Source organism: Bradyrhizobium sp. Mp19 (assembly GCF_029952935.1).
GTDB classification, from domain to species: domain Bacteria; phylum Pseudomonadota; class Alphaproteobacteria; order Rhizobiales; family Xanthobacteraceae; genus Bradyrhizobium; species Bradyrhizobium elkanii.
Map to the genome: position 1 here is coordinate 16241 of NZ_JASAUT010000001.1, position 20100 is coordinate 36340.

Sequence of the window (20100 nt, forward strand, 5' to 3'; positions counted from 1 at the left end):
GTGGCGACGGCTTCTCCGGCGCCGAAGAGGGAATGAAGGATCTCAGGCGCTGGCGATGCGGTTGCGTCCTCTCGCCTTGGCTGCGTAAAGCGCGCCGTCGGCGCGGGCGAGCAACGTATCGGAGTTTTCGCGCGGCTTGAGGGTCGTGACGCCTGCGGAGATCGTCACCCGCATGCCGGGCGAGAATGCGCTCCAGTCGAGATCGGCGATGATCGCGCGCAGCCGCTCGAGCGCGCGCATCGCCTGATCCTGCGACAGGTCGGGCAGCACCAGCAGAAATTCCTCGCCGCCGTAACGGCCGAAGCGATCGACGCTGCGGAGGTTGGCGAACATGCCGATGGCGAAGGTGCGCAGCGCCTCGTCGCCGATCGGATGGCCGTAGACGTCGTTGATGCGCTTGAAATGGTCGAGGTCGATTAGCGCGACCGCGCAGGAGCTGCCGTTGCGGGCGCAGCGCGCGATCTCCTCGTCGAGCGTGCGCATGATGCTGCGGCGATTGGAGGCGCCGGTCAATTCATCGAGCTCGGCGAGCTCCTCGATGCGCCGGTAGGCCTCCTTCAGCTTCAGGCCGCTCTGATACAGCGATTGCTGCATCGAGCTGGAGAAGATGCCGAGACACATGCAGCGCCCGATCGTCAGCGCGAACACCAGCATGGTGGCGAGGCGATCGATCCGCGTCGCGGTCGGCATCCCGATCGCCTTGTCGGTGCCGAGGAACAGTGCGGCGAGGCCCAGCACCATGACGGTCCAGACGATCGCGGTCTGCCGCGCCGAGGTGCGCAGCGCGCCGAAGCCGAACACCACGAACAGATTGCAGAGGAACAGCACGCCGACTTCCGGCGCGATGTAGGTGAACACCAGCAGGTTCACCATGTTGATCGCCGATTGCGGCGCGACCAGATAATGGTCGCGGAAGCGTTCGTGAAAGCCGCGCTCGGAAAGCATCACATAGACAACGACCAAACAGAGGCCGTTCAGCGCGTAGGCCGCCGCCACCCAAACGGACGTGGTGCCGGCATGCGCGTAGATCAGCAGCACGACGGCGTCGAGCACGAAGCAGGCTGCGATCATCGACTGGATCTGGCGGCGCTGCCTGGCCCGGCGCGCCAGGCGCTCGGCCGTGAGCCTGGGACGGCCGCTTTCCGATGCGCCCGCAATCGGGCCGGGAAGTGACGACGCAGCGCTGCCCATGGTCCCGCCATTGATGAAATTCGGCGAAAATCTACGTGGGAAAGCCTTTAGGTTTGGTATCTTTTGGAACCGAATCTACCCCGGTGTACCCCGGTCATCGCCCTTGTTTCGTAAGGGGAATCCGTTTGCCGAAGCGGGTCGGGAGCGATGTGCCGGGAGCCTGCGCCGTGGTGGACTTCGTGACGGTGCTGGCTTGCCGATAAAGCATTGGTATGGTCGCGCCGGATGGTGCCTGTCCGCGAGAGTTCTAACTACTATGATACCGTTTATCGAGTCTCGGCCGATTTTTCCTCATTTGAATCGCCGACTGTGGCATAGATCACACATGCAGTGCGGACATTGCCGTAATGTGAAGAATCTTGGCTCTCGCGTCGAACCACGCACCGCCCCCTTCAGACCAACTTTGCGAGACGGCCATTGAGCGCGACACAGGCGGCTTCAGACGACGTTCTGATCGCTCGGATCGCTCAAGGCGACCGGCTTGCCATGCAGGTGCTGTACGGGCGGCACCATGTCAGGGTGTACCGCTTCGGGCTTCGGCTCGTGCGGGACGAACAGGTGGCGGAAGATCTCATCAGCGAGGTCTTTCTGGACGTGTGGCGTCAGGCGGGCAAGTTTGAGGGACGATCCGCCGTTTCGACCTGGCTTCTGGCGATTACCCGGTTCAAGGCGTTGTCTTCGCTGCGGCGAAGGAAGGACGCCGAATTGGACGATGAGGCCGCGAACGCGATCGAGGACACGTCCGACGATCCGGAAACGGTAGTGCAGAAGAAGGACACCGGTGACACGCTGCGTAGGTGCCTGACGGGACTATCGGCGGAACATCGGGAAATTGTCGATCTTGTCTACTATCACGAGAAATCCGTGGAAGATGTCGCTGAGATCGTGGGGATTCCGGAGAATACCGTGAAGACGCGCCTGTTCTATGCGCGCAAGAAACTTGCCGAGTTGCTGAAGGCAGCCGGTGTCGAGCGAGGTTGGCCATGATGGCTGCGAGAAAAAAGGTGCAAGAGCCTGACGATATCGAGATGCTGCTGCCCTGGCACGCGGCCGGCACGCTGAACGCGCGTGACACGCGCCGCGTCGAGGACGCGCTCGCGAGCGATCCGGAGCTCGCCCGGCAATATGCCGTCATTCGCGAGGAATATGCCGAAACCATCGGCCTCAACGAGAGCCTCGGTGCGCCCTCGGCGCGCGCCATGCATAAGCTGTTCGCCGCGATCGATGCCGAGCCGGAGCACAAGCCGTCGATGGGGGCACGCATGTCGGCCTCCGTCTCGGAGTTCTTTTCGAAATTATCGCCGCGGACGCTGGCCTGGTCGTCCGGCCTCGGCGCGGTCGTGGTGTTGCTACAGGCGGGCGTGATCGGCACGGTGCTGATGCGCAGCCAGCCGGCTTTGTTCGAGACCGCCTCGCTTGATGCGGTCGAACAACGCAGCGCGCCGAGCGCCGTTGCACCCAGTGCGCCGATCACCCGCGACCTCGGTGCCAGCGTGGCGGCGACGCCGACCCGGCTGTTGGTGCGCTTCACGCCCGATGCCAGGATCGCCGACATCACGTCGCTGCTCGACAATTACCAGGCCTCGATCCTCGACGGGAAGGGCGGGATGTTCCGGTTGCAGTTCCGCGCAATGGACAAGAGCAGCGTTGCTGCGCTGATTGCGCGTTTGCAGAAGGAGAAGATCGTCAGCCTCGCGGTGGAAACGCCGTAATCGGTGGCTGACGGTTCTGCGCCGAGTTGAGGTCACCATGGCCGCCAACGGCCGGACCAGATCGACGAGCCACGCGATCGCCGCGGCCGCAGCATTGTTGCTGGTTAGTGTTGCGGGCTCGGCCTCCGCCCAGAATTTCATGCGATCGCCGACCGGTGGCGCGCCACAGGTCTCGCTTGGGCAGCGGGCCAATCCCGGTATGGGCCGTGTTGGTGGCAATCCCGTCGGCGGGTTCGGCGGCACGGTTGGCCGCATGCCGCCGTCGGTGGACCGCGGCCCGGCCACGTCGTGGACCGACGATGGGCCACGATCGCGCGTGTCGCCGCCCCCTGTGCGCCCCGCGCCGCGTCTCTCCGCCAATTGCGATGACGGCGATCGCGGCCAATGCTCCGACCGCACGGCCGCCGGCAAGGGCGCAGCGCGGAAGGGCAGGGCCGGCGGTGGCGGCCGTTTGCGTACGCAGGATGCGGCCGACACGCGAACCGTGCCGAATGAGCTCGTGGCCGAAATCGACGGCGCCTTGACGGAGGCGGAGGCCGATGCGCTCGCGCGCCGCCATGGGTTGAGGCGGATCGCCTCGCAGAATGTCGCGCTGCTGAGTGCGACGATCGGCCTGTTCCGCATCTTGGGCAATCGTTCGGCCGAAACGGCGAGCCGCGAGCTCGCAGGCGATGCCGGCGTCCGCTCCGTGCAGCCGAACTACCGTTACGCGCTGCAGGACCAGAAGGCGTCGGGCGGCAGCGATCCGGCGCAATATGCCCAGACACAGCTCCATCTGCCCGCGGCCCATAAACTGGCGCGCGGAATGAATGTCACCATTGCCGTCATCGACTCCGGTGTCGATGCCTCCCATCCGGAGCTGGCGAACACGGTCGCGGATACGTTCGATGCGCTCGGCAGCAAGGATGGCCCGCAAGCCCACGGCACCGCCATTGCCGGCGCGATTGCGGCGCGCGTCAGGCTGACGGGGAGCGCGCCGGAAGTGCGGATCCTGGCGATCCGCGCCTTCGGTGCGGTCGCGGGCGGCGCCGGGAGCACCTCCTATGTGATCCTCAGGAGCCTCGACCACGCGGTGGCGCACGGCGCGCAGATCGTGAATATGAGCTTTGCCGGACCGCAGGATGCACTTGTCGGGCGCGCCGTGGCCGCCGCCGCGGCGAGGGACGTCGTGCTGGTCGCCGCGGCCGGCAATGCCGGCGCGACATCGCCGCCGCTGTACCCGGCCGCCAATCCCGGTGTGATCGCGGTGAGTGGCACCGATGCCGGCGACCGGCTGATGGCGGCCTCGAACCGCGGCAGCCATATCGCGTTGGCGGCCCCGGGCGCCGACCTCCTCGTGCCGGTGCCTGATAGCAAGTACCAGCTGATGTCGGGCACCTCGTTTTCGGCCGCGTTCGTCAGCGGCATCGCGGCCTTGGTGCTGGAACGCAATCCGGCATTGAAGCCCGCCGAGGTGCGACGGATCCTGATCAGCACGGCGCGTGATCTCGGGACGCCTGGACGTGACGATCTGTTCGGCGCCGGCGAGGCGGATGCGCTTGCCGCGGTGATGGCGGCGACCAGTGCTCCCGTCGCTTCCGCCGCGGACAAACCGTCGCAGCCGGCAAAGCAGGCCGACGGCAATAACACTTCCGTGAGCCGCACGTCGAATGAACCTGCGCCGTCGATCGCATCGGAGGATTCCGCAGCAAATCGCCGTGCTGCGCAGTGATTTTCGACGCTGAACGCCGGCAACGGTGCGATGGAACCGCGGTGCGAGAAGGTTAAAAAAATCGCCGGCGATTTGAACGTCCGCGTTCCTCTCACGACTTATGTGTGTGGGAGCGGTTTATCCCTCCCCGGCTATATCAGGCGCGAGCGCCCATCCACCCCAAGCGCCCATATGGCTTTGACCCGTCCGGTTGTCCCCCCGGACGGGTCTTTCATTTTGGGGGCACCCTTGCATGACGGGCTTGACCGTGCGCGGCGGCGATGCCGCCGACCGATCGCGGCGGGATGGCCATACGCGCGACGGCTTCGACGGTTTGCTGTGGATCATTCCGTTGTGCGTTGCTCGGGAGCGGTGCGCATCGCCACCATGGCAGTCGATGACTTGACGGCAGTTCGAGCGAGAAACTCCGTAGTCGAGCGGACTTCTTCGATCGCCGGTTTGCGATTAAGAATTTAGTTAGACTTTATTTACCTTTTCCACAGAATATCGGCGTCACGTCCAGTTGATTCGGTTCGGTTGCGTCTGCGTCCGTTTCTTTTCCTGCGGGCAACTTGAATGACACATCGGACCGACGTGGCCAGAGGCCAGGAGATCGTTGCACGCTGGTGCAACCTCGCCGAGCAAAGGCTGGAGCACCTTACCGAACTGTTCGACACCGGGCGCTGGCGCCGCTATCACAGCGAGCAGGCCTTTCTCGAGAACATCAGGGAAGCCCGCGCCGCGGTCGACATCTGGCGCGAATTGCTGTCGCGCGAAGCCTCGCTCGACAATTCGCCGATCGATCTGTCCTGGCTCGGCCGCGGCAGGTCGAAACTGCCGCCGCGCGATATCTCGCCAGTGCCGGAGCGGCGGTCGGAGGCCGCGACATTGGCGGAGGCCGCCATGACCGCGGTCGCGGCCGCGCTGGAGACGGCAACGGAAGTGCTGGAGCAGCCGCTCACCGTGGCCGACGCGCCGCCGCTGGAGATGCCCCCTCCGGCGGTGCGGCCGCCGGTGCTCGATCTCGACACCATCCAGCGGCGCTATCCGCTGCTGCGCAACGCGCTGTAGGCGACCGCTCTCGCTTATTTTTTGAGCATGATCTCCGTGCAAACGCGTTCCGCGTTTGTCGCGAGGGAAAACCGCTTCGCGCTTGTCCGGATCACGCGCTAGCGCCGCACCGCGTTCGCGCCGACCACAAGCTGCGCATATTGCTGGGCGCCGCCGGCCGACAGATCCGGCGTGATCGGGCGGGCGTGGTCGAGCCCGACTACGGCGCCGCCGGGAGTTTCCGAGATCATGTTGTTGTTGATCAGCGCGGTGCCGGCGCCCGGCACCACCGAGACGCCGATGCCGACGAAGGCATTGCGGACCACGTTGCCCGATATCGCGACGTCGCGCAGGTACTTGCCCCAGCCGGCGACGATGCCGAAGGTCGGCGCGTTCTCGATCACATTGCCGGTCACGGTGCTGTCGGCCTCGACATAGATGCCGATGCCGGCGCCGTCGTTCGGGTCGGTGCCTGCAGGGCGCTTCGGCAGCAGGTTGCGGATGATGTTGCCCTGGACCACCGCGATGCGGCCGCCCTCGTTGAAATTGCACACGGAGACGCCGATCGCGGCGCCGTCGACGGTGTTGTTGGCGATCACCGCGGCCTCGAACGAGAATTCCGAGTAGAGCGCAACCTCGCGGACGTTGCTGACGCTGTTGTCGGTGATGTGGATGTTGGAGGCCGAATTGCCGCGCACCGCCGAGAAGTCGCAGTTCTTGATGCGGTTGCCGCGCACGATCACGTTGCCGGCGCGGAAGGCGTTGATGGCGTTGCCGTACTGCCCGGAGCCGCCGGGGCCGGCCTTGATGTCCTCGATGCGGTTGTCGGCAACGATCGAGCCGTCGTCGCCGATCGCGGTGCGCAGGATCTCGATGCCGTTGTCGTTGGTGCCCTTGATGGTGTTGCGCGACACCATCAGGCCGATCGCGTCGAACGAAACCAGCGCCGTGGTCGCGATGTCGGTGAATACATTGTTGCTGACGTCGCCTGACATCTGCTCGAACCAGATGCCGTTGCCGCCGCTGCCGGTGAAGCGGCAATCGGTGATGCGGATGTCGCGGCCGGACAGGCAATGCACGAGGCCGCGCCGGTTCGGCAGCGGGACGTTGCCGCCGTCGAAGGTGAGGCCCATCAGGACGACGCCGCCGGCGCCTTCGCCTTCCAGCAGCGAGGCGCCGCCGTTGAACAGCAGACGGCTGGCGCCGCGGACGCCGATCAGCTGGCTGCCGGGCGCAAGCCGCAACAGGCCGGTGCGGTAGAGGCCGGGCGGGAACGCCAGCGGCACCTGCGCCCGTGCGGCGTCGTCGATCGCGCGCTGCAAATTGCGGGTCTGGTCGTCGGGGCTGCCGGGGCGCACGCCGTATTGCGTGACGTCGCGGCCGAGCGAGCCGGTCGATGGAGCGGCGGCACGCGCAGCGTCAGGCGACATCGCAAGCGCGCCGGCTGCGCCGGCGGCGGTTGCTCCGATCAGATGGCGGCGGTTGACGTCCATGGGCAAGGCCCTCGCAATATTCGCGAGCGGTGACGTTCGCGGGTCGAGTGGTAGCGCGAAACGCGGCGCCGCATGGTGAACACGCCGACGCAGCGGGGCGATTGTTGGCGGTAGGGTTAATCGCGGGTGCAACCGATTCACGTCGTCAAACAGTCGTTCCTCGATGTCATCACCAGCGCATGCGGGTGATCCAGTATTCCAGAAACGCCGGTGCTTGAGCCGAGAGGCCGCGGCGTCCTGGATGACCGCATGCGCGGGGCCTGATACCGGGAGATTGAGGGCTCACGGCTCCTTCCCAAGCGCCGTCCCGTCAATTTCATCGGGACGACCTGGACGGGTAGTCTGACCGTCGGGCTGGCGGGCATCGCGCTACCTCCTCCGACGATTGGGTTCGAGCCTTACAGATTCCGCAAGATCGATCCTGCGGAGCCTGAATTTATTGAAATGATCCGCAGCTTGCGTACGCGTGAGTTGGAGGATGCCAACTAGGGGCGTGTACCTGCACCGCCCAATCCGCGCGCTCACGCGCGCGAGGCCTGCCGGGTCAGTTTCACCAGCTCCATCAGCATCGCTTCGCCGGCATCGACGAGCGCTTCCAGCGTGATGTGTGATTTGCCAGGCGCGGCCGTTCCGTCATGGGCGAGCGGCGGAACGTGGACGAATTGCGCGAGGCGGAGATCATTGTCGCGGTTCACGGCCTCGATCGCCCGCCAGCTTAGATAGTTGCAGAGATAGCTGCCGGCATCGCGCGAGGCTCGCGCGTCGATCCCGGTCGCCAGCGCGGCGCGCAGTAATTTTTCAGTATGAGGCCCGAACATGCGCGCATCGGCGCCGCCCTCGATCGATCCCTTGCGCGCATGCTGGCGGCCGGCGTCGGGGAAGCGCGTGGTCACCGCATTGCGGGCGCGGCTTTCGATCCGCAGATAGTCGGTGCGGCCGGCGAGGCCGAACATCAAGAGCGCCTGTGGGCGCCGTTGTGCGATCAGCTCCGGAAATTCGCGATCGACGGCCGCGTAGGTGACATCGAAGATGTGGCTCGACAGCGCGACATTGTCGAGCGCCGGCCGGCGCAGGGCGGTCAGCCGCTTCACCAATGGCATGGTTGGGTTGAACGGCGCACCCGGAAACGGCCCGAAGCCGGTGACAAGGATGCGCAGCCTGCCGCTCAATGCAGCATCTCCGCGATCTGTTCGGCGGCGACCGCGGGCGAGATGCGGCCGCCGGCGACCTCGACCTCCATCTTCTTCACCTTGGCGCGGATCGCGGCATCCGAGCGCAGCCGCGCCATCATCCGGCTCTCCAGCATCGACCACATCCACTTCACCTGCTGTTCCCTGCGGCGGCCGGCGAACTCGCCCGAGGCATTCATCGCGGTGCGGTGGTCGAGGATCTTCTGCCAGAGCCGGTCGAGCCCGGCGCCGGTCAGCGCCGAATAGGTCTCCACCGGCGGATGCCAGTGCTCGGAGCGCGGCGCGAGGATGTGCAGCGCGCTGCGATAGTCGGCGGCGGCGAGGTTGGCGCGCTTGAGGTTGTCGCCGTCGGCCTTGTTGATCGCGATCATGTCGGCGAGCTCGACAAGGCCCTTCTTGATGCCCTGCAATTCATCTCCGGCACCCGGCAGCATCAGCGCCAGGAAGAAGTCGGTCATGTCGCAGACCGCGGTCTCGGACTGGCCGATGCCGACGGTCTCGACCAGCACCACATCGAAGCCGGCGGCCTCGCAGAGCAGCATCGCCTCGCGGGTCTTCGCCGCGACGCCGCCGAGCGTGCCCGAGGAGGGCGAGGGGCGAATGAAGGCCTGGTCGGAGACGGCGAGCCGCGCCATCCGCGTCTTGTCGCCGAGGATCGAGCCGCCGGTGCGCGCCGAGGAGGGATCGACCGCCAGCACCGCGACCTTGTGGCCGCTCTCGATCAGGAACATGCCGAGCGCATCGATGGTGGTCGATTTGCCGACGCCGGGCGAGCCGGTGATGCCGACCCGCACCGCCTTGCCGGTGTCGGGCAATAGCGCCTGCACCAGCTCGCGCGCTTCGGCCTGGTGATCGCCGCGCCGGCTCTCGACCAGCGTGATCGCCCGCGCCAGCGCGGCGCGGTGGCCGGCGCGGAGGTCCTTGGCGAGGGCGCTTATGTCGGGAGCAGCAGGCTTCGATGCGGTCATGGTCTTGCTTTACAACGGCTGGCCATGGCAGGCGAGGGGAACGCGGATCGGCACTGTCGCGGCTTGTTGATGACGCCCTATTGCTTATCGTCCGCGTCGCCCTTCGGCCGCGCACCGGCGAAGATTTTTGCGCCTTCCGGCGTCAGATATGGCTTCAGCGTCTCCCACGGAACGAAGATGACATACTGGCCTTCGGCGTAGGGGCCGACAGCATAGGGCGGGTAGTGGAAGGTGAGGCCGGAGCTCTTGCCTGACACGGTCGACGGCGCCAAGCTCACGGCGCCGATCTTGAGCAGGGTCGGCTTCAACTCCTTGTACCATTCGGCGGTCGCGGTCTCGCCGGCGCCGCGCCGCTTCTTCTCGGCGTTCAGCGCGGCGATGACGGCCTTGCGCATCGCTGTCAGGGTCGGGCCGTTGTCCGCTGTCTCGGTGAAGAAGGGGCGGATGCTGATGCGCTTCTTCGCCGTCGCGTCCCACAGGATCGTGTTGACGTCGGAGTTCGGATGCGCGCCGTGGGTGTCGATGTAGTCATCGCGCAGCACGCTCACATAGCGGTCGTCGACGACGGAACGCTCGGAGTATTTGCGTTCGAACGAGTAGCCGCCGCGGTCCCTGAAGAGCTCAGACTCATCCTTCCGGGCGGACGCCGCCTCGGCGGCATTCTTGTCGATCCATTTCCGGCCCTCGCCGAGGCAATCGGCCGCCAGCGCGCTATCTGCCTTGATCTTGTCGTCGAGATAGACGTTGGCCTCGATGCTTGCGTTCTTGATCGTGGCGTCGGGCTTCGGGTCGACGGCGATGGCGGGGGAAATGAAGAGGAAGCCCGATGTCAGGGCAACGGCCCACTTCACGATGATAGTCAATGTTTCAATTCCCTGGCGAGTTGATCGACGAACGCCTTCAATGGCAACAGATCATCCTCAACTGATCCACAACAAGCCAGCGTCGGTCCGATGATAGGCATGGCGCAACCAGTTTCCGAGATCGGCCAATCGCCTCCAGTTGATGCCGGTTTCCTTGGCGTTCAAATCGGTTGGAATGTGCCTTGATGCTTCGCTGATCATCTCAAGCAGCCGCTCCACAGCCGGCCGCATCACCAGATTGTTGGCGAAGCTCTCGTGGGTTTGCCCGGCCGTTATGTCCCGAATGCTATCGATCGCTGCGGCAATGTGGCCCATGCGGTCTGCAACGGTTGGCTGCACGTCAGAATACTTCGAGAATGTCGTCGGCGATTCGTTGTGCCAGCCGAGGAGGAAGGGATCGCTTCATGGTTGCTTGCGCCTGCAAGCCCGTCGCGTCTTCAATGATATGCTCGACGCCGATCAGGTTGAGTAGCGAAAACGAGGCGTCCGGCTCGACTTCAACCAGCACATCGACGTCACTGTCGGGCCGATAGTCGCCGCGCACGCGCGATCCAAAGATCGCGAGCTTCGACACGCCTTCCGCCTTGATGGCATCGGCATTCTCTCGTATCGCTGCCACGATCTCTTCGCGTGTCATGGTTTGAGACCTTGCAATCCCACTAATCTATCATCTACTCCGCCGCCGCGCTATGGCCGAGCCGGGCGTTGAGCTTGTGGATCAGCTCCTCGGCGGCATCCGAGATCACGGTGCCCGGCGGGAAGATCGCCTCGGCGCCGGCCGCATACAGCGCGTCGTAATCCTGCGGCGGCACCACGCCGCCGATGATGATCATGATGTCGTCGCGGCCGTGCTTCTTCAGCGCCGCCTTCAATTCCGGCACCGCAGTGAGATGCGCCGCGGCAAGCGAGGAGACGCCGAGAATGTGGACGTCGTTCTCGACCGCCTGGCGGGCGGCTTCGTCGGCGGTCGCGAACAGCGGTCCGATATCGACGTCGAAGCCGACATCGGCGAACGCGGATGCGATCACCTTCTGGCCGCGGTCATGGCCGTCCTGGCCGATTTTTGCCACCAGGATGCGCGGGCGGCGGCCTTCGGCCTCCTCGAACGCATCGATCAGCGCCTGCACCTTTTCGACCTTGTTGGACATCGCCGCTGCCTCTCGCTTGTAGACGCCGGTGATGGACTTGATCTCGGCACGGTGGCGACCGAACACCTTTTCCATCGCGTCTGAAATCTCGCCGACGGTGGCCTTGGCGCGCGCGGCGTCGATGGCGAGCGCCAGCAGATTGCCGTTGCCTTCGCCCGCCGAGCGCGTGAGCGCGGCGAGCGCCGCATCGACGTCCTTCTGGTTGCGCTCCTTCTTGAGCCGCGCCAGCTTATCGATCTGCAGCCGCCGCACGGTGGAGTTCTCCACCTTCAACACGTCGATCGCCTTCTCGTTGTCCGGCTTGAACTTGTTGACGCCGATCACCGCCTGGCGGCCGGCATCGATCCGAGCCTGGGTCTTGGCGGAGGCTTCCTCGATTCTGAGCTTCGGCACGCCGGCCTCGATCGCCTTGGCCATGCCGCCGAGCGCCTCGACCTCCTGGATGTGACCCCAGGCCTTCTGCGCGAGATCGCGGGTCAGCCGCTCGACATAATAGGAGCCGCCCCAGGGATCGATGATGCGGTTGGTGCCGCTCTCCTGCTGCAGGAACAGCTGGGTGTTGCGGGCGATGCGCGCGGAGAAGTCGGTCGGCAGCGCCAGGGCCTCGTCGAGCGCGTTGGTGTGCAGCGACTGGGTGTGGCCTTGCGTTGCCGCCATCGCCTCGATCGTGGTGCGCATCACGTTGTTGAACACGTCCTGCGCGGTCAGCGACCAGCCCGAGGTCTGGCAATGCGTGCGCAGCGACAGCGAGCGCGGATCCTTCGGGTTGAACTGCTTGAGCAGCTTGGCCCACAGCAGCCGCGCAGCGCGCATCTTGGCGACTTCCATGAAGAAGTTCATGCCGATCGCCCAGAAGAAAGAAAGGCGGGGGGCAAAACGATCGACGTTGAGGCCCGCGGCAAGTCCGGCGCGCAGATACTCGACGCCGTCGGCCAGCGTATAGGCGAGCTCGAGGTCCTGCGTCGCGCCGGCTTCCTGCATGTGGTAGCCGGAGATGGAAATGGAGTTGTATTTCGGCATCCGCTGCGAGGTGTAGGCGAAGATGTCGGAGATGATCCGCATCGAGGGCGCCGGCGGATAGATATAGGTGTTGCGCACCATGAACTCTTTCAGAATGTCGTTCTGAATGGTGCCCGACAGTTTCTCCGGCGGCACGCCCTGTTCCTCGGCGGCCGCAACGAACAGCGCGAGGATCGGCAGCACCGCGCCGTTCATGGTCATCGACACGCTCATCTGGTCGAGCGGGATGCCGGCGAACAGCGTGCGCATGTCGTAGATGGAATCGATCGCGACGCCGGCCATGCCGACGTCGCCGGAGACGCGCGGATGATCCGAGTCGTAGCCGCGGTGGGTGGCGAGGTCGAACGCGACCGAGAGGCCCTTCTGCCCCGCGGCGAGGTTACGGCGATAGAATGCGTTGGAATCCTCCGCCGTGGAGAAGCCGGCATATTGCCGGATTGTCCAGGGCTGGTTGACATACATGGTCGGGTAGGGGCCGCGCAGATAGGGGGCGATGCCCGGCCAGGTCTCGAGGAAGTCGATGCCTTCGAGATCGGCCTCGCCGTAGACGGATTTGACCGGGATGCCCTCGGGCGTCAGCCACGGCTCGGCGCTCGCAGCCGGGGCCGTGGTGGCAACGGGCTGGAAGGCGACATCGGCGAAATTGGGAATGCGGGTCATTCCTGGGCTTCCTTAGTCATGATCCGGATGCTGATGACTGACGATCGTCGCCATCTTGTCCGGTCCGTAATTCTGCATCGTGGTCTGGCTCGGCAGGTTGGCAATGCCGACCACCCAGCCGTGGCGGGACTCGGTCCCGAATTGCTGCGTCGGTATCACCCGGTCGGGCCGGTCGAATGAGCCCGTCATGATCTCGATCCGCGGCCCGTCGATACGGCGGAAGCTCAGGGGCGTTCCGCAGGCCCCGCAGAAGTCGCGCTCGGCGATCGAGGAGGACCTGAACGCGGCGGGCTTGCCGCGGGTCCATTTGAAGTCGTTGCGATCGATGTCGGCGAAGGAGGCAAATGGCGCGCCGGACGCCTTCTGGCACATCCGGCAGTGGCAGATGCTGATCCGGGTCGGTGCCGCCGAGACGGCAAATCGGACGGCGCCGCACTGGCAGCCGCCGGTCAGAACGGGTGTCGATGGTGCCTCTGCGCTCATGTCTGCTCCATCCGCCGATAGGCCTCGCGCAATGTCGCCAGCGCATCACCGCCGGCGAAGACGAACTCGCCGATGCCGGCCGCCCGCAGCGCCGCTTCCTGGTCGGCCGGCCGCCCTGCCAGATAGATATGCCTTGCTCCGGCGCCTTGAAGGGTCCTGGCGGCCTCGGCGGCGCTGACGGCATAGACCTTATCCGAGGAACAAATGCACGCCATCGTGGCGCCCGAGGCCTTGAAGGCTGCAGCCAGCGCCGCCGCGTCGGCAAAGCCTTCGCTGTCGATGGCCTCGATCCCGCCGGTTTCGAAGAAGCTCTTGGCAAAGGTCGCGCGAGCCGTGAAGTCCGCGGCGGTGCCGAGATTGGCCAGGAAGATCTTCGGCCGTGCGCCATGCGCCCTGAGCGCGGCATCCGACTTGTCGCGCAGCGCCTCGAACGGCTCGGCGAGCCGCATCGGTGCGAGGGCATCGAACTTCACCTTGGCGTCGGCGGGGGACGCCGGCGCTGATGGTTTCACATCCAGCACCGCGGGGGCGGCCTCGCGCAGATCCGGGAATTCGCTGGCGCCGGTCAGCACGTCGCGGCGCTTCGCCACATTGGTCTCGCGCAGCAATCGCGTCGCCGCAACCTTGTTTTGCAGCAGGCCTTGCTCGAGTGCGGCGAAGACGCCGCCGGCCTTCTCGATCTCCTGGAACAGCGTCCACGCCGCTTCGCAGAGTTGCGAGGTCAGCGTCTCGATGCCGCCGGCGCCGGCCGCGGGATCGGAGACCTTTGCCAGGTTGGACTCATCGAGCAGCACGAGTTGGGTGTTGCGCGCCACGCGCCGGGCGAAGTCGTCAGGCAGGCCGAGCGCCAGCGTGTGCGGCAGCACCGTGATCGCGTTCGCGCCGCCGAGCCCGGCCGCAAAGGTTGCGATCGTCGCGCGCAGCATGTTCACATTGGGATCGCGCTGGGTCAGCATGCGCCAGGCGGTCTGCGCGTTGACGAAGATCGGCTTCGGCGCGAGGCCGCAGGCCTGCTCGACCCGTGCCCAGAGCAGCCGCAACGCGCGGAATTTCGCCATGGTCAGGAACTGGTCGGCATCGGCGCTGAGGCGGAACGAGATGCCCGCACGCGCCGCATCGAGATCGATGCCGGCGCCTTCCAGCATGCGCAGATAGGCGAGGCCCAGCGCGAGCGTGAAACCGAGTTCCTGCACCTCGGAGCCGCCGGCATCATGGACCGGCCGGCCGTCGGCCAGCACGAACGGCCCCTTGAAGCCGCGCTTGATCAGGCCATTGACGACCTGGCCGAACGACTTTTCGTAGTTGGGCCAGGCGATGGCCGCAGCACCGCGCACGGCCATGGTGCTGAGCGCCTGGTAATTGAAATGCAGGTCGAGCTTGGCCGGGTCGAGCTTGCGGGCCTCGACCATGTCGGCAAAGGTCTCGCCGGCGTTCTCGCGTCCGATCACCGGGTTGAGCGCGATCATGATGCCGGCATCGAGATGGACGCCGCCGCAGGCGCGCGCCAGCGTCTTCTTGCTGGCATCGGCAAGGCCGAAGCCGCGCGCACCGGGACCGCCGGCGAACTCGAATTCGAGGCCGGTCGCGCCGTTCTCGAGATCCTGCAGCGCTTGCGCATTGGCCTGTGCGGCATCGGGGTGATCGACCCGCTGCAGGATCTGCCAGGGCGCAGCCGCGGCGCGGCCGGCAAGCGGGCTTGAGTTGGTGGCGCGGCGGTAGATCGGATCGATCTTCAGGCCGTCATAGGTCTTGCCGACCAGCTTCTCGAACGGGGCGCCTTTCAGCACGCCGTCGACCAGCTTGCGCCAGTCGTCATAGGTCGCAGGTCGAAAATCCGAAGCCAGAGCCAAATCGTCAGTCGAGGTCGTCATCCGCCCAAATCGTCCTTCACCGGCCCCGCGAGGAGCCCCTTGATTTGGCCGGAAATTGCCACGGGCGGGCGGCCAAGCCAAACGGTTGTTTGCGGTGGTTTGGCTTTAATCGAGGTCCGCTAGACGGAAAATACCGTCGGCGGAGACCTTGGCTAGCGCATCGGCGACGCGGCGCCCGGCGATGACGCGGTCGGGAACGATCTCGGCGAGCGGCACCAGCACGAAGGCGCGTTCGAACAGGCGCGGGTGCGGCAGCGTCAGTTCCGGCTTGTTCAGTGTGACGTCGCCATAGGCGATCAGGTCGAGGTCGAGCGTGCGCGGCCCCCAGCGCCGCTCATTGGCGCGGTCGCGGCCGAATTTGGCTTCGATCTTGTGCAGCGTGAACAGCAGCGCATGCGGATCGAGACTGGTCTCGATCTCGATGCAGGCGTTGATGAAGCTGTCCTGCTGCTGCTCGCCCCAGGGCGGCGTCGAATAATCCGACGAGCGCGCGACGAGCGCGGCCTGGGTCATGCCGCAGATATTGGCGATCGCCTTGCGAAACGTGATGCGGACGTCGCCGACATTGCCGCCAAGGGCGATCAGGACGTCAGCCATCTGCGTTCAACCCTGGGGCGGTTGATGGCGCGAGCGGGTCAGCACCACGCCGACATCGTCGAAGATCGCGGCGATCGGCGCGTGCGGCTTGTGCACCGTGACCTTGACCGCCCGGATGCGCGGAAAACTCGCCAGGATGTCCTCGGCCACCGCACCCGCGGCGCGCTCCAGGAGCTTGTAGTTGGTGTTCTTGAATGCCGATGTCGCGGTCGCCACCACGTTGGAATAGGAGACGGTGTCGGAGAGGCGATCGGTGCGCGAGGATTCCGAGAGGTCGGTATAGAGCTCGAGATCGATGACGAAGCGCTGCCCGACTTCGGTCTCATGTTCCATCACGCCATGACGGGCATGGATGACGATCCCGGTGATGAAGATCGTATCGGTCATTGCTGTCCCTCGATTGCTGCGGCCACGCGCAGCGCCTGAACGGTTTCGGCGACGTCATGCGCGCGAATGATGTGGGCGCCGTTCTGCGCGGCGATCAGATGCGCCGCGATCGAGCCGCCGATCCGCTGTTGCGGCTCCGACGGCACGACCGTGCTGATGAAGCGCTTGCGCGAGGCGCCGACCAGCAGCGGCAGTCGGAACGCGTCGAGCTCGGAGAGCCGCGCCAGCGCGATCATGCTCTGCTCCGGGGTCTTGCCGAAGCCGATGCCGGGATCGAGCACGATCCGGTCGGGCGAAATGCCGGCGCTTGCGGCGATCGCGAGTGAGCGCTCGAAGAAGGCGGCGATGTCCTGCATAATGTCGATCGCCGGATCGGCCTGCTCGCGATTGTGCATGATGATCACGGGCACGCCGCGTGCGGCGACGAGCGGCGCCATGCCGGCATCGCGCTGCAGGCCCCAGACGTCGTTGGCGATGACAGCGCCCTGGTCGAGCGCCCAGGCCACGACCTCCGATTTCATGCTGTCGATCGAGACCGGCACGCCAAGCGCGATCACGTCGGCGAGCACCGGCTTCAGCCGCGCCATTTCGGCCTCGGCGGTGACCGGATGTGAGCCGTAGGGGCGGGTGGATTCCGCGCCGATGTCGATGATATCGGCGCCCTCGGCGACCAGCTTGCGGGCCTGTGCCAGCGCTTCTTCGGGGGCGGCGAACTGGCCGCCGTCGGAGAACGAGTCCGGCGTCACGTTCAGGATGCCCATCACCGCCGGATAAGGCCGCGACAACAGCGCCGGTAGCACCGCCGATACGGCCGGGTCGGTCACCGCCGATGCTATGGGCTTGCTCGCCATCATGCGGTGGCTTTGCGCTGACCGCAGCAGCAAGTCAAGGTGTGGCGATGACGGGTGACGCGGCCGGCGGCCGAATGCCGTTAAGACAGGCTAATAGGTGATTTTAGGAGGCAGCTTGCGTGCCTCTTCGATCAGCAGCTCGACCGATTTCTCCGACGGCATCACGCGGACGAGCTTACGCCGCACATTGGCGTCCTTCATGCTCTGTGCGAGCCGCGACGGGTTGCGGTGCGCGAGCTCGCGCACGGTGGTGACGCCGGCGGCGCGGACCAGGCCGACCTTCGCCTTGCCCATGCCGGGAATCCGCATGTAGTCGGAGATGTTGGCCCATTCGAGCAATTGTTGTTCGCTGATCCCGGTCTTGGCGGCGAGCGCCTTGCGTCCCTTGACGGTGCGGGCGGCTTCAAGCAGTGCGTCGGTCGTGCGGATACCCTGCGATTTCAGTTTGGTGGCGCAATAGGCGGACAGGCCTTCGATCTCGGAGAGGGGGTATGTCATGATACTCGTATGCAGGTAGAAGGGAGCGCACGTGCAATGGCGTTTGGGAAAATGCTTCAGGCAAACTGGCTGAGGCCCGGCGTCCCCGAGATGATCTCGCCCATTTGATCCGCTCCGATTTTGTCGCGGCCGAACCTGAAAAGTTCACGCGCGACGTTCTGAATCTCACTCATGCTCAATCCAAGCGCCATCAGCCGGGTGCCGACAGCCATCAGACCGCCACCCATCAACCGCGATAGACCACCGCTGTTGTTGGAGGCGGCGATTGCCGCTTCGGCGCCGGGGATTTGGTCGATCAGAGCCTGGACTTTGTCGGAAGGTCCCTCGTTACGGAGGAAACCCAGAACGATGCCGATGGTTTTTTCAGCGACAGCACCGTCGATGCCGGCCTTCGCGGCCAGCTGCCCAACCAATTCGTCCATATTGCCCCGCCTCAACCGGTTTTTGCCGGATCATTCTTGAAGATTTATCTTGAGCGCCTGTGTCACGAAATACAAGCGATCCGCGCATTTCAGTTCGTTTTCTTTTTCGATCGCGTCGGAAGTGTTGCACCTCTGCAAGAGTGAGCGGCGGATTCACACCATCTTGTCGCAATGCGCAATGCCTTTCGTCACTTGGCCGGGAATAAAGTATGAGGAACTGGTGGAGCGACAATATACATCAGTGCGCGCCGATGGTTTCAATCGACCTGCAAGATGCAATATGATGTCATCGGTTCGAATGGATCGAGCCGATTTAAAATCGCGTTAAGAGGCGAAGCGATGGCGACGTCCGACACCAAGTTGGCCGACACCGATGAGAAAATCTTTATCGGCAAGGGCGAGGAAACAGCCTGGCTGATGCTTGCGCTGGCCAACCGCCACGGCCTTGTGACCGGTGCGACGGGAACCGGCAAGACCGTCACGCTACAGGTCATGGCCGAAGGATTTGCGCGCGCCGGCGTTCCGGTTTTCGCAGCCGACATCAAGGGCGATCTTTCCGGTATCTCCGAAGTCGGCGAGGCCAAGGACTTTATCCTGAAGCGCGCCAAGGAGATGGGCCTGACCTTCCAGCCGGATCAGTTCTCAACCGTATTCTGGGACGTGTTCGGCGAGCAAGGCCATCCGGTGCGCGCCACCGTCACCGAGATGGGACCGCTGTTGCTCTCGCGGATGCTCGATCTGAACGACGTGCAGGAGGGCGTGCTCAATGTTGCCTTCCGTGTCGCCGACGAGAACGGCCTCACGCTGATCGACATGAAGGATCTGCGGGCGCTGCTGGATGCGATCGCCCCCGACGGCAGCAAGAAGGCTGCCGGCGACGAGGAGGATCCGCTGGCACCGATCCGCAAAGCGGCGCAGAGCTACGGCAATGTGTCCAAGGCGACGGTCGGAACGATCCAGCGTCAGCTCCTGGTGCTCGAGAACCAGGGCGGCGCCAAGTTCTTCGGCGAGCCGGCGCTGACGCTGAAGGATTTCATGCGCACCGACCGCGACGGCCGCGGCATGGTCAATATCCTGGTTGCCGACAAGCTGATGCAGAGCCCGCGGCTTTACGCCACCTTCCTGCTCTGGATGCTTTCGGAATTGTTCGAGGAATTGCCGGAGGCCGGCGACCTGCCGAAGCCGAAGCTGGTGTTCTTCTTCGACGAGGCGCATCTCTTGTTCACCGACGCGCCGAAGGCGCTGATGGACAAGATCGAGCAGGTGGTGCGGCTGATCCGCTCCAAGGGCGTCGGCGTCTATTTCGTCACGCAAAATCCGATCGACGTGCCGGACAAGGTGCTGGCGCAGCTCGGCAACCGCGTGCAGCACGCGCTGCGCGCCTTCACGCCGCGCGACCAGAAGGCGGTTGCCGCGGCCGCGCAGACCTTCCGGCCCAATCCGAAGCTCGACACCGCGCGGGTGATCATGGAGCTCGGCAAGGGCGAGGCGCTGGTGTCGTTCCTCGAGGGCGGCGGCACGCCGTCGATGGTCGAGCGCGTCATGGTGCGCCCGCCGTCGGCGCGGATCGGGCCGATCACGCCGGAGGAGCGCAAGGCGATCATGGATGCGAGCCCGGTGAAGGGCAAATACGACACCGCGGTCGATGCCGAATCCGCCTACGAGATCATCCAGAAGCGGCTCGCCGGGACGGCGGCGCCGGCGGACGGCAGCGCCGGCGGCGAGGGTGGCGGCATCCTCGGCCAGATCGGTTCGATCGCGTCCACGATCTTCGGCACCAACGTCAAACGCGGCCGCATGTCGACCGGACAGGTGATTGCGCGCAGCGTCACGCGCTCGGTGACCGACAAGGTGATCGGTGGCGTGGTCGCCGATCTCGGCAAATCGGTCGGCGGTTCGGTTGGCGGCTCGATCGGCCGGGCGCTGGTGCGCGGCGCTCTCGGTGGATTGCTGCGCAGATAGCATTGCGCCGGCCGGTTGAAGCGGGAGACCGGCTTTGCCTCCCG

At 65.3% G+C, this 20100-nt stretch carries 20 protein-coding genes; 5 read left to right on the forward strand and 15 right to left on the reverse strand.

All coding sequences use genetic code 11. The features are described 5' to 3' along the window. Nucleotides 1–42: 42 nt before the first annotated feature. The gene (locus QJT82_RS00065) at nt 43–1191 is read right to left on the reverse strand and encodes a GGDEF domain-containing protein (protein WP_028345368.1); all 1149 of its coding nucleotides are present in this window, start codon (nt 1189–1191) and stop codon (nt 43–45) included. A gap of 417 nt (nt 1192–1608) precedes the next feature. On the opposite strand from QJT82_RS00065, the gene QJT82_RS00070 reads away from it, so the two are divergent. The 4 genes from QJT82_RS00070 (at nt 1609) to QJT82_RS00085 (ending at nt 5664) form a co-directional block, all read left to right on the forward strand. Further along, a complete protein-coding gene (locus QJT82_RS00070; protein ID WP_016843228.1) occupies nt 1609–2178 on the forward strand; it encodes a sigma-70 family RNA polymerase sigma factor in 570 nt (189 codons plus the stop codon). Beyond that, nucleotides 2175–2903, forward strand: a complete 729-nt coding sequence (locus QJT82_RS00075) for a hypothetical protein (RefSeq protein ID WP_028345367.1) — start codon at nt 2175–2177, stop codon at nt 2901–2903. The genes QJT82_RS00070 and QJT82_RS00075 overlap by 4 nt, the downstream gene beginning before the upstream one ends. A gap of 37 nt (nt 2904–2940) precedes the next feature. Further along, on the forward strand, nt 2941–4614 hold the full coding sequence (locus QJT82_RS00080) for a S8 family serine peptidase (protein ID WP_028345366.1): 1674 nt from the start codon (nt 2941–2943) through the stop codon (nt 4612–4614). A 555-nt stretch (nt 4615–5169) separates the two neighbouring features. Continuing rightward, the gene (locus tag QJT82_RS00085) at nt 5170–5664 is read left to right on the forward strand and encodes a TIGR03809 family protein (RefSeq protein ID WP_028345365.1); all 495 of its coding nucleotides are present in this window, start codon (nt 5170–5172) and stop codon (nt 5662–5664) included. Between the two features lie 98 nt (nt 5665–5762). Here QJT82_RS00085 and QJT82_RS00090 read toward each other — a convergent pair whose 3' ends face one another. From QJT82_RS00090 to QJT82_RS00155, 14 genes are all read right to left on the reverse strand, one after another. After that, nucleotides 5763–7136 (reverse strand): TIGR03808 family TAT-translocated repetitive protein, encoded by a 1374-nt coding sequence (locus tag QJT82_RS00090; protein ID WP_028345364.1) that lies wholly within the window; start codon nt 7134–7136, stop codon nt 5763–5765. Between the two features lie 521 nt (nt 7137–7657). Continuing rightward, nucleotides 7658–8305 carry a pyroglutamyl-peptidase I gene (locus tag QJT82_RS00095; protein ID WP_028345363.1) on the reverse strand — a complete coding sequence of 216 codons (648 nt, stop codon included), beginning with the start codon at nt 8303–8305 and terminating at the stop codon, nt 7658–7660. Beyond that, nucleotides 8302–9294, reverse strand: a complete 993-nt coding sequence (gene meaB / locus QJT82_RS00100; RefSeq protein ID WP_028345362.1) for a methylmalonyl Co-A mutase-associated GTPase MeaB — start codon at nt 9292–9294, stop codon at nt 8302–8304. The genes QJT82_RS00095 and meaB overlap by 4 nt, the downstream gene beginning before the upstream one ends. A 77-nt stretch (nt 9295–9371) precedes the next feature. After that, the gene (locus QJT82_RS00105) at nt 9372–10157 is read right to left on the reverse strand and encodes an RsiV family protein (protein ID WP_245288971.1); all 786 of its coding nucleotides are present in this window, start codon (nt 10155–10157) and stop codon (nt 9372–9374) included. 57 nt (nt 10158–10214) lie between these two features. Beyond that, nucleotides 10215–10472 carry a HepT-like ribonuclease domain-containing protein gene (locus QJT82_RS00110; RefSeq protein ID WP_245288970.1) on the reverse strand — a complete coding sequence of 86 codons (258 nt, stop codon included), beginning with the start codon at nt 10470–10472 and terminating at the stop codon, nt 10215–10217. A 25-nt stretch (nt 10473–10497) separates the two neighbouring features. Further along, nucleotides 10498–10794, reverse strand: coding sequence for a nucleotidyltransferase domain-containing protein (locus QJT82_RS00115; protein WP_028345360.1), 297 nt, complete (start codon nt 10792–10794; stop codon nt 10498–10500). Between the two features lie 34 nt (nt 10795–10828). Then, a complete protein-coding gene (scpA, locus tag QJT82_RS00120) occupies nt 10829–12985 on the reverse strand; it encodes a methylmalonyl-CoA mutase (protein WP_028345359.1) in 2157 nt (718 codons plus the stop codon). Between the two features lie 12 nt (nt 12986–12997). Then, entirely contained in the window at nt 12998–13468 is a 471-nt protein-coding gene (locus QJT82_RS00125; RefSeq protein ID WP_028345358.1) for a GFA family protein, read from the reverse strand. Next, complete coding sequence (locus QJT82_RS00130; protein ID WP_028345357.1) at nt 13465–15339, reverse strand: methylmalonyl-CoA mutase family protein; 1875 nt, start codon at nt 15337–15339, stop codon at nt 13465–13467. The genes QJT82_RS00125 and QJT82_RS00130 overlap by 4 nt, the downstream gene beginning before the upstream one ends. 105 nt (nt 15340–15444) lie before the next feature. Continuing rightward, nucleotides 15445–15936: a 2-amino-4-hydroxy-6-hydroxymethyldihydropteridine diphosphokinase gene (gene folK, locus QJT82_RS00135; protein WP_028345356.1), complete on the reverse strand. Its 492-nt coding sequence runs from the start codon at nt 15934–15936 to the stop codon at nt 15445–15447. Between the two features lie 6 nt (nt 15937–15942). Beyond that, on the reverse strand, nt 15943–16323 hold the full coding sequence (gene folB, locus QJT82_RS00140; RefSeq protein ID WP_016842351.1) for a dihydroneopterin aldolase: 381 nt from the start codon (nt 16321–16323) through the stop codon (nt 15943–15945). Then, nucleotides 16320–17174 carry a dihydropteroate synthase gene (gene folP, locus QJT82_RS00145; RefSeq protein WP_028345355.1) on the reverse strand — a complete coding sequence of 285 codons (855 nt, stop codon included), beginning with the start codon at nt 17172–17174 and terminating at the stop codon, nt 16320–16322. Before folP ends, folB begins: the two co-directional genes overlap by 4 nt. A 90-nt stretch (nt 17175–17264) precedes the next feature. Continuing rightward, nucleotides 17265–17672, reverse strand: coding sequence for a DUF4332 domain-containing protein (locus tag QJT82_RS00150; RefSeq protein WP_018270650.1), 408 nt, complete (start codon nt 17670–17672; stop codon nt 17265–17267). A gap of 56 nt (nt 17673–17728) precedes the next feature. Then, nucleotides 17729–18094 (reverse strand): hypothetical protein, encoded by a 366-nt coding sequence (locus QJT82_RS00155; RefSeq protein WP_016841849.1) that lies wholly within the window; start codon nt 18092–18094, stop codon nt 17729–17731. A gap of 339 nt (nt 18095–18433) precedes the next feature. On the opposite strand from QJT82_RS00155, the gene QJT82_RS00160 reads away from it, so the two are divergent. Then, entirely contained in the window at nt 18434–20056 is a 1623-nt protein-coding gene (locus QJT82_RS00160; RefSeq protein WP_028345354.1) for a helicase HerA-like domain-containing protein, read from the forward strand. The last annotated feature ends 44 nt before the right edge of the window (nt 20057–20100 follow it).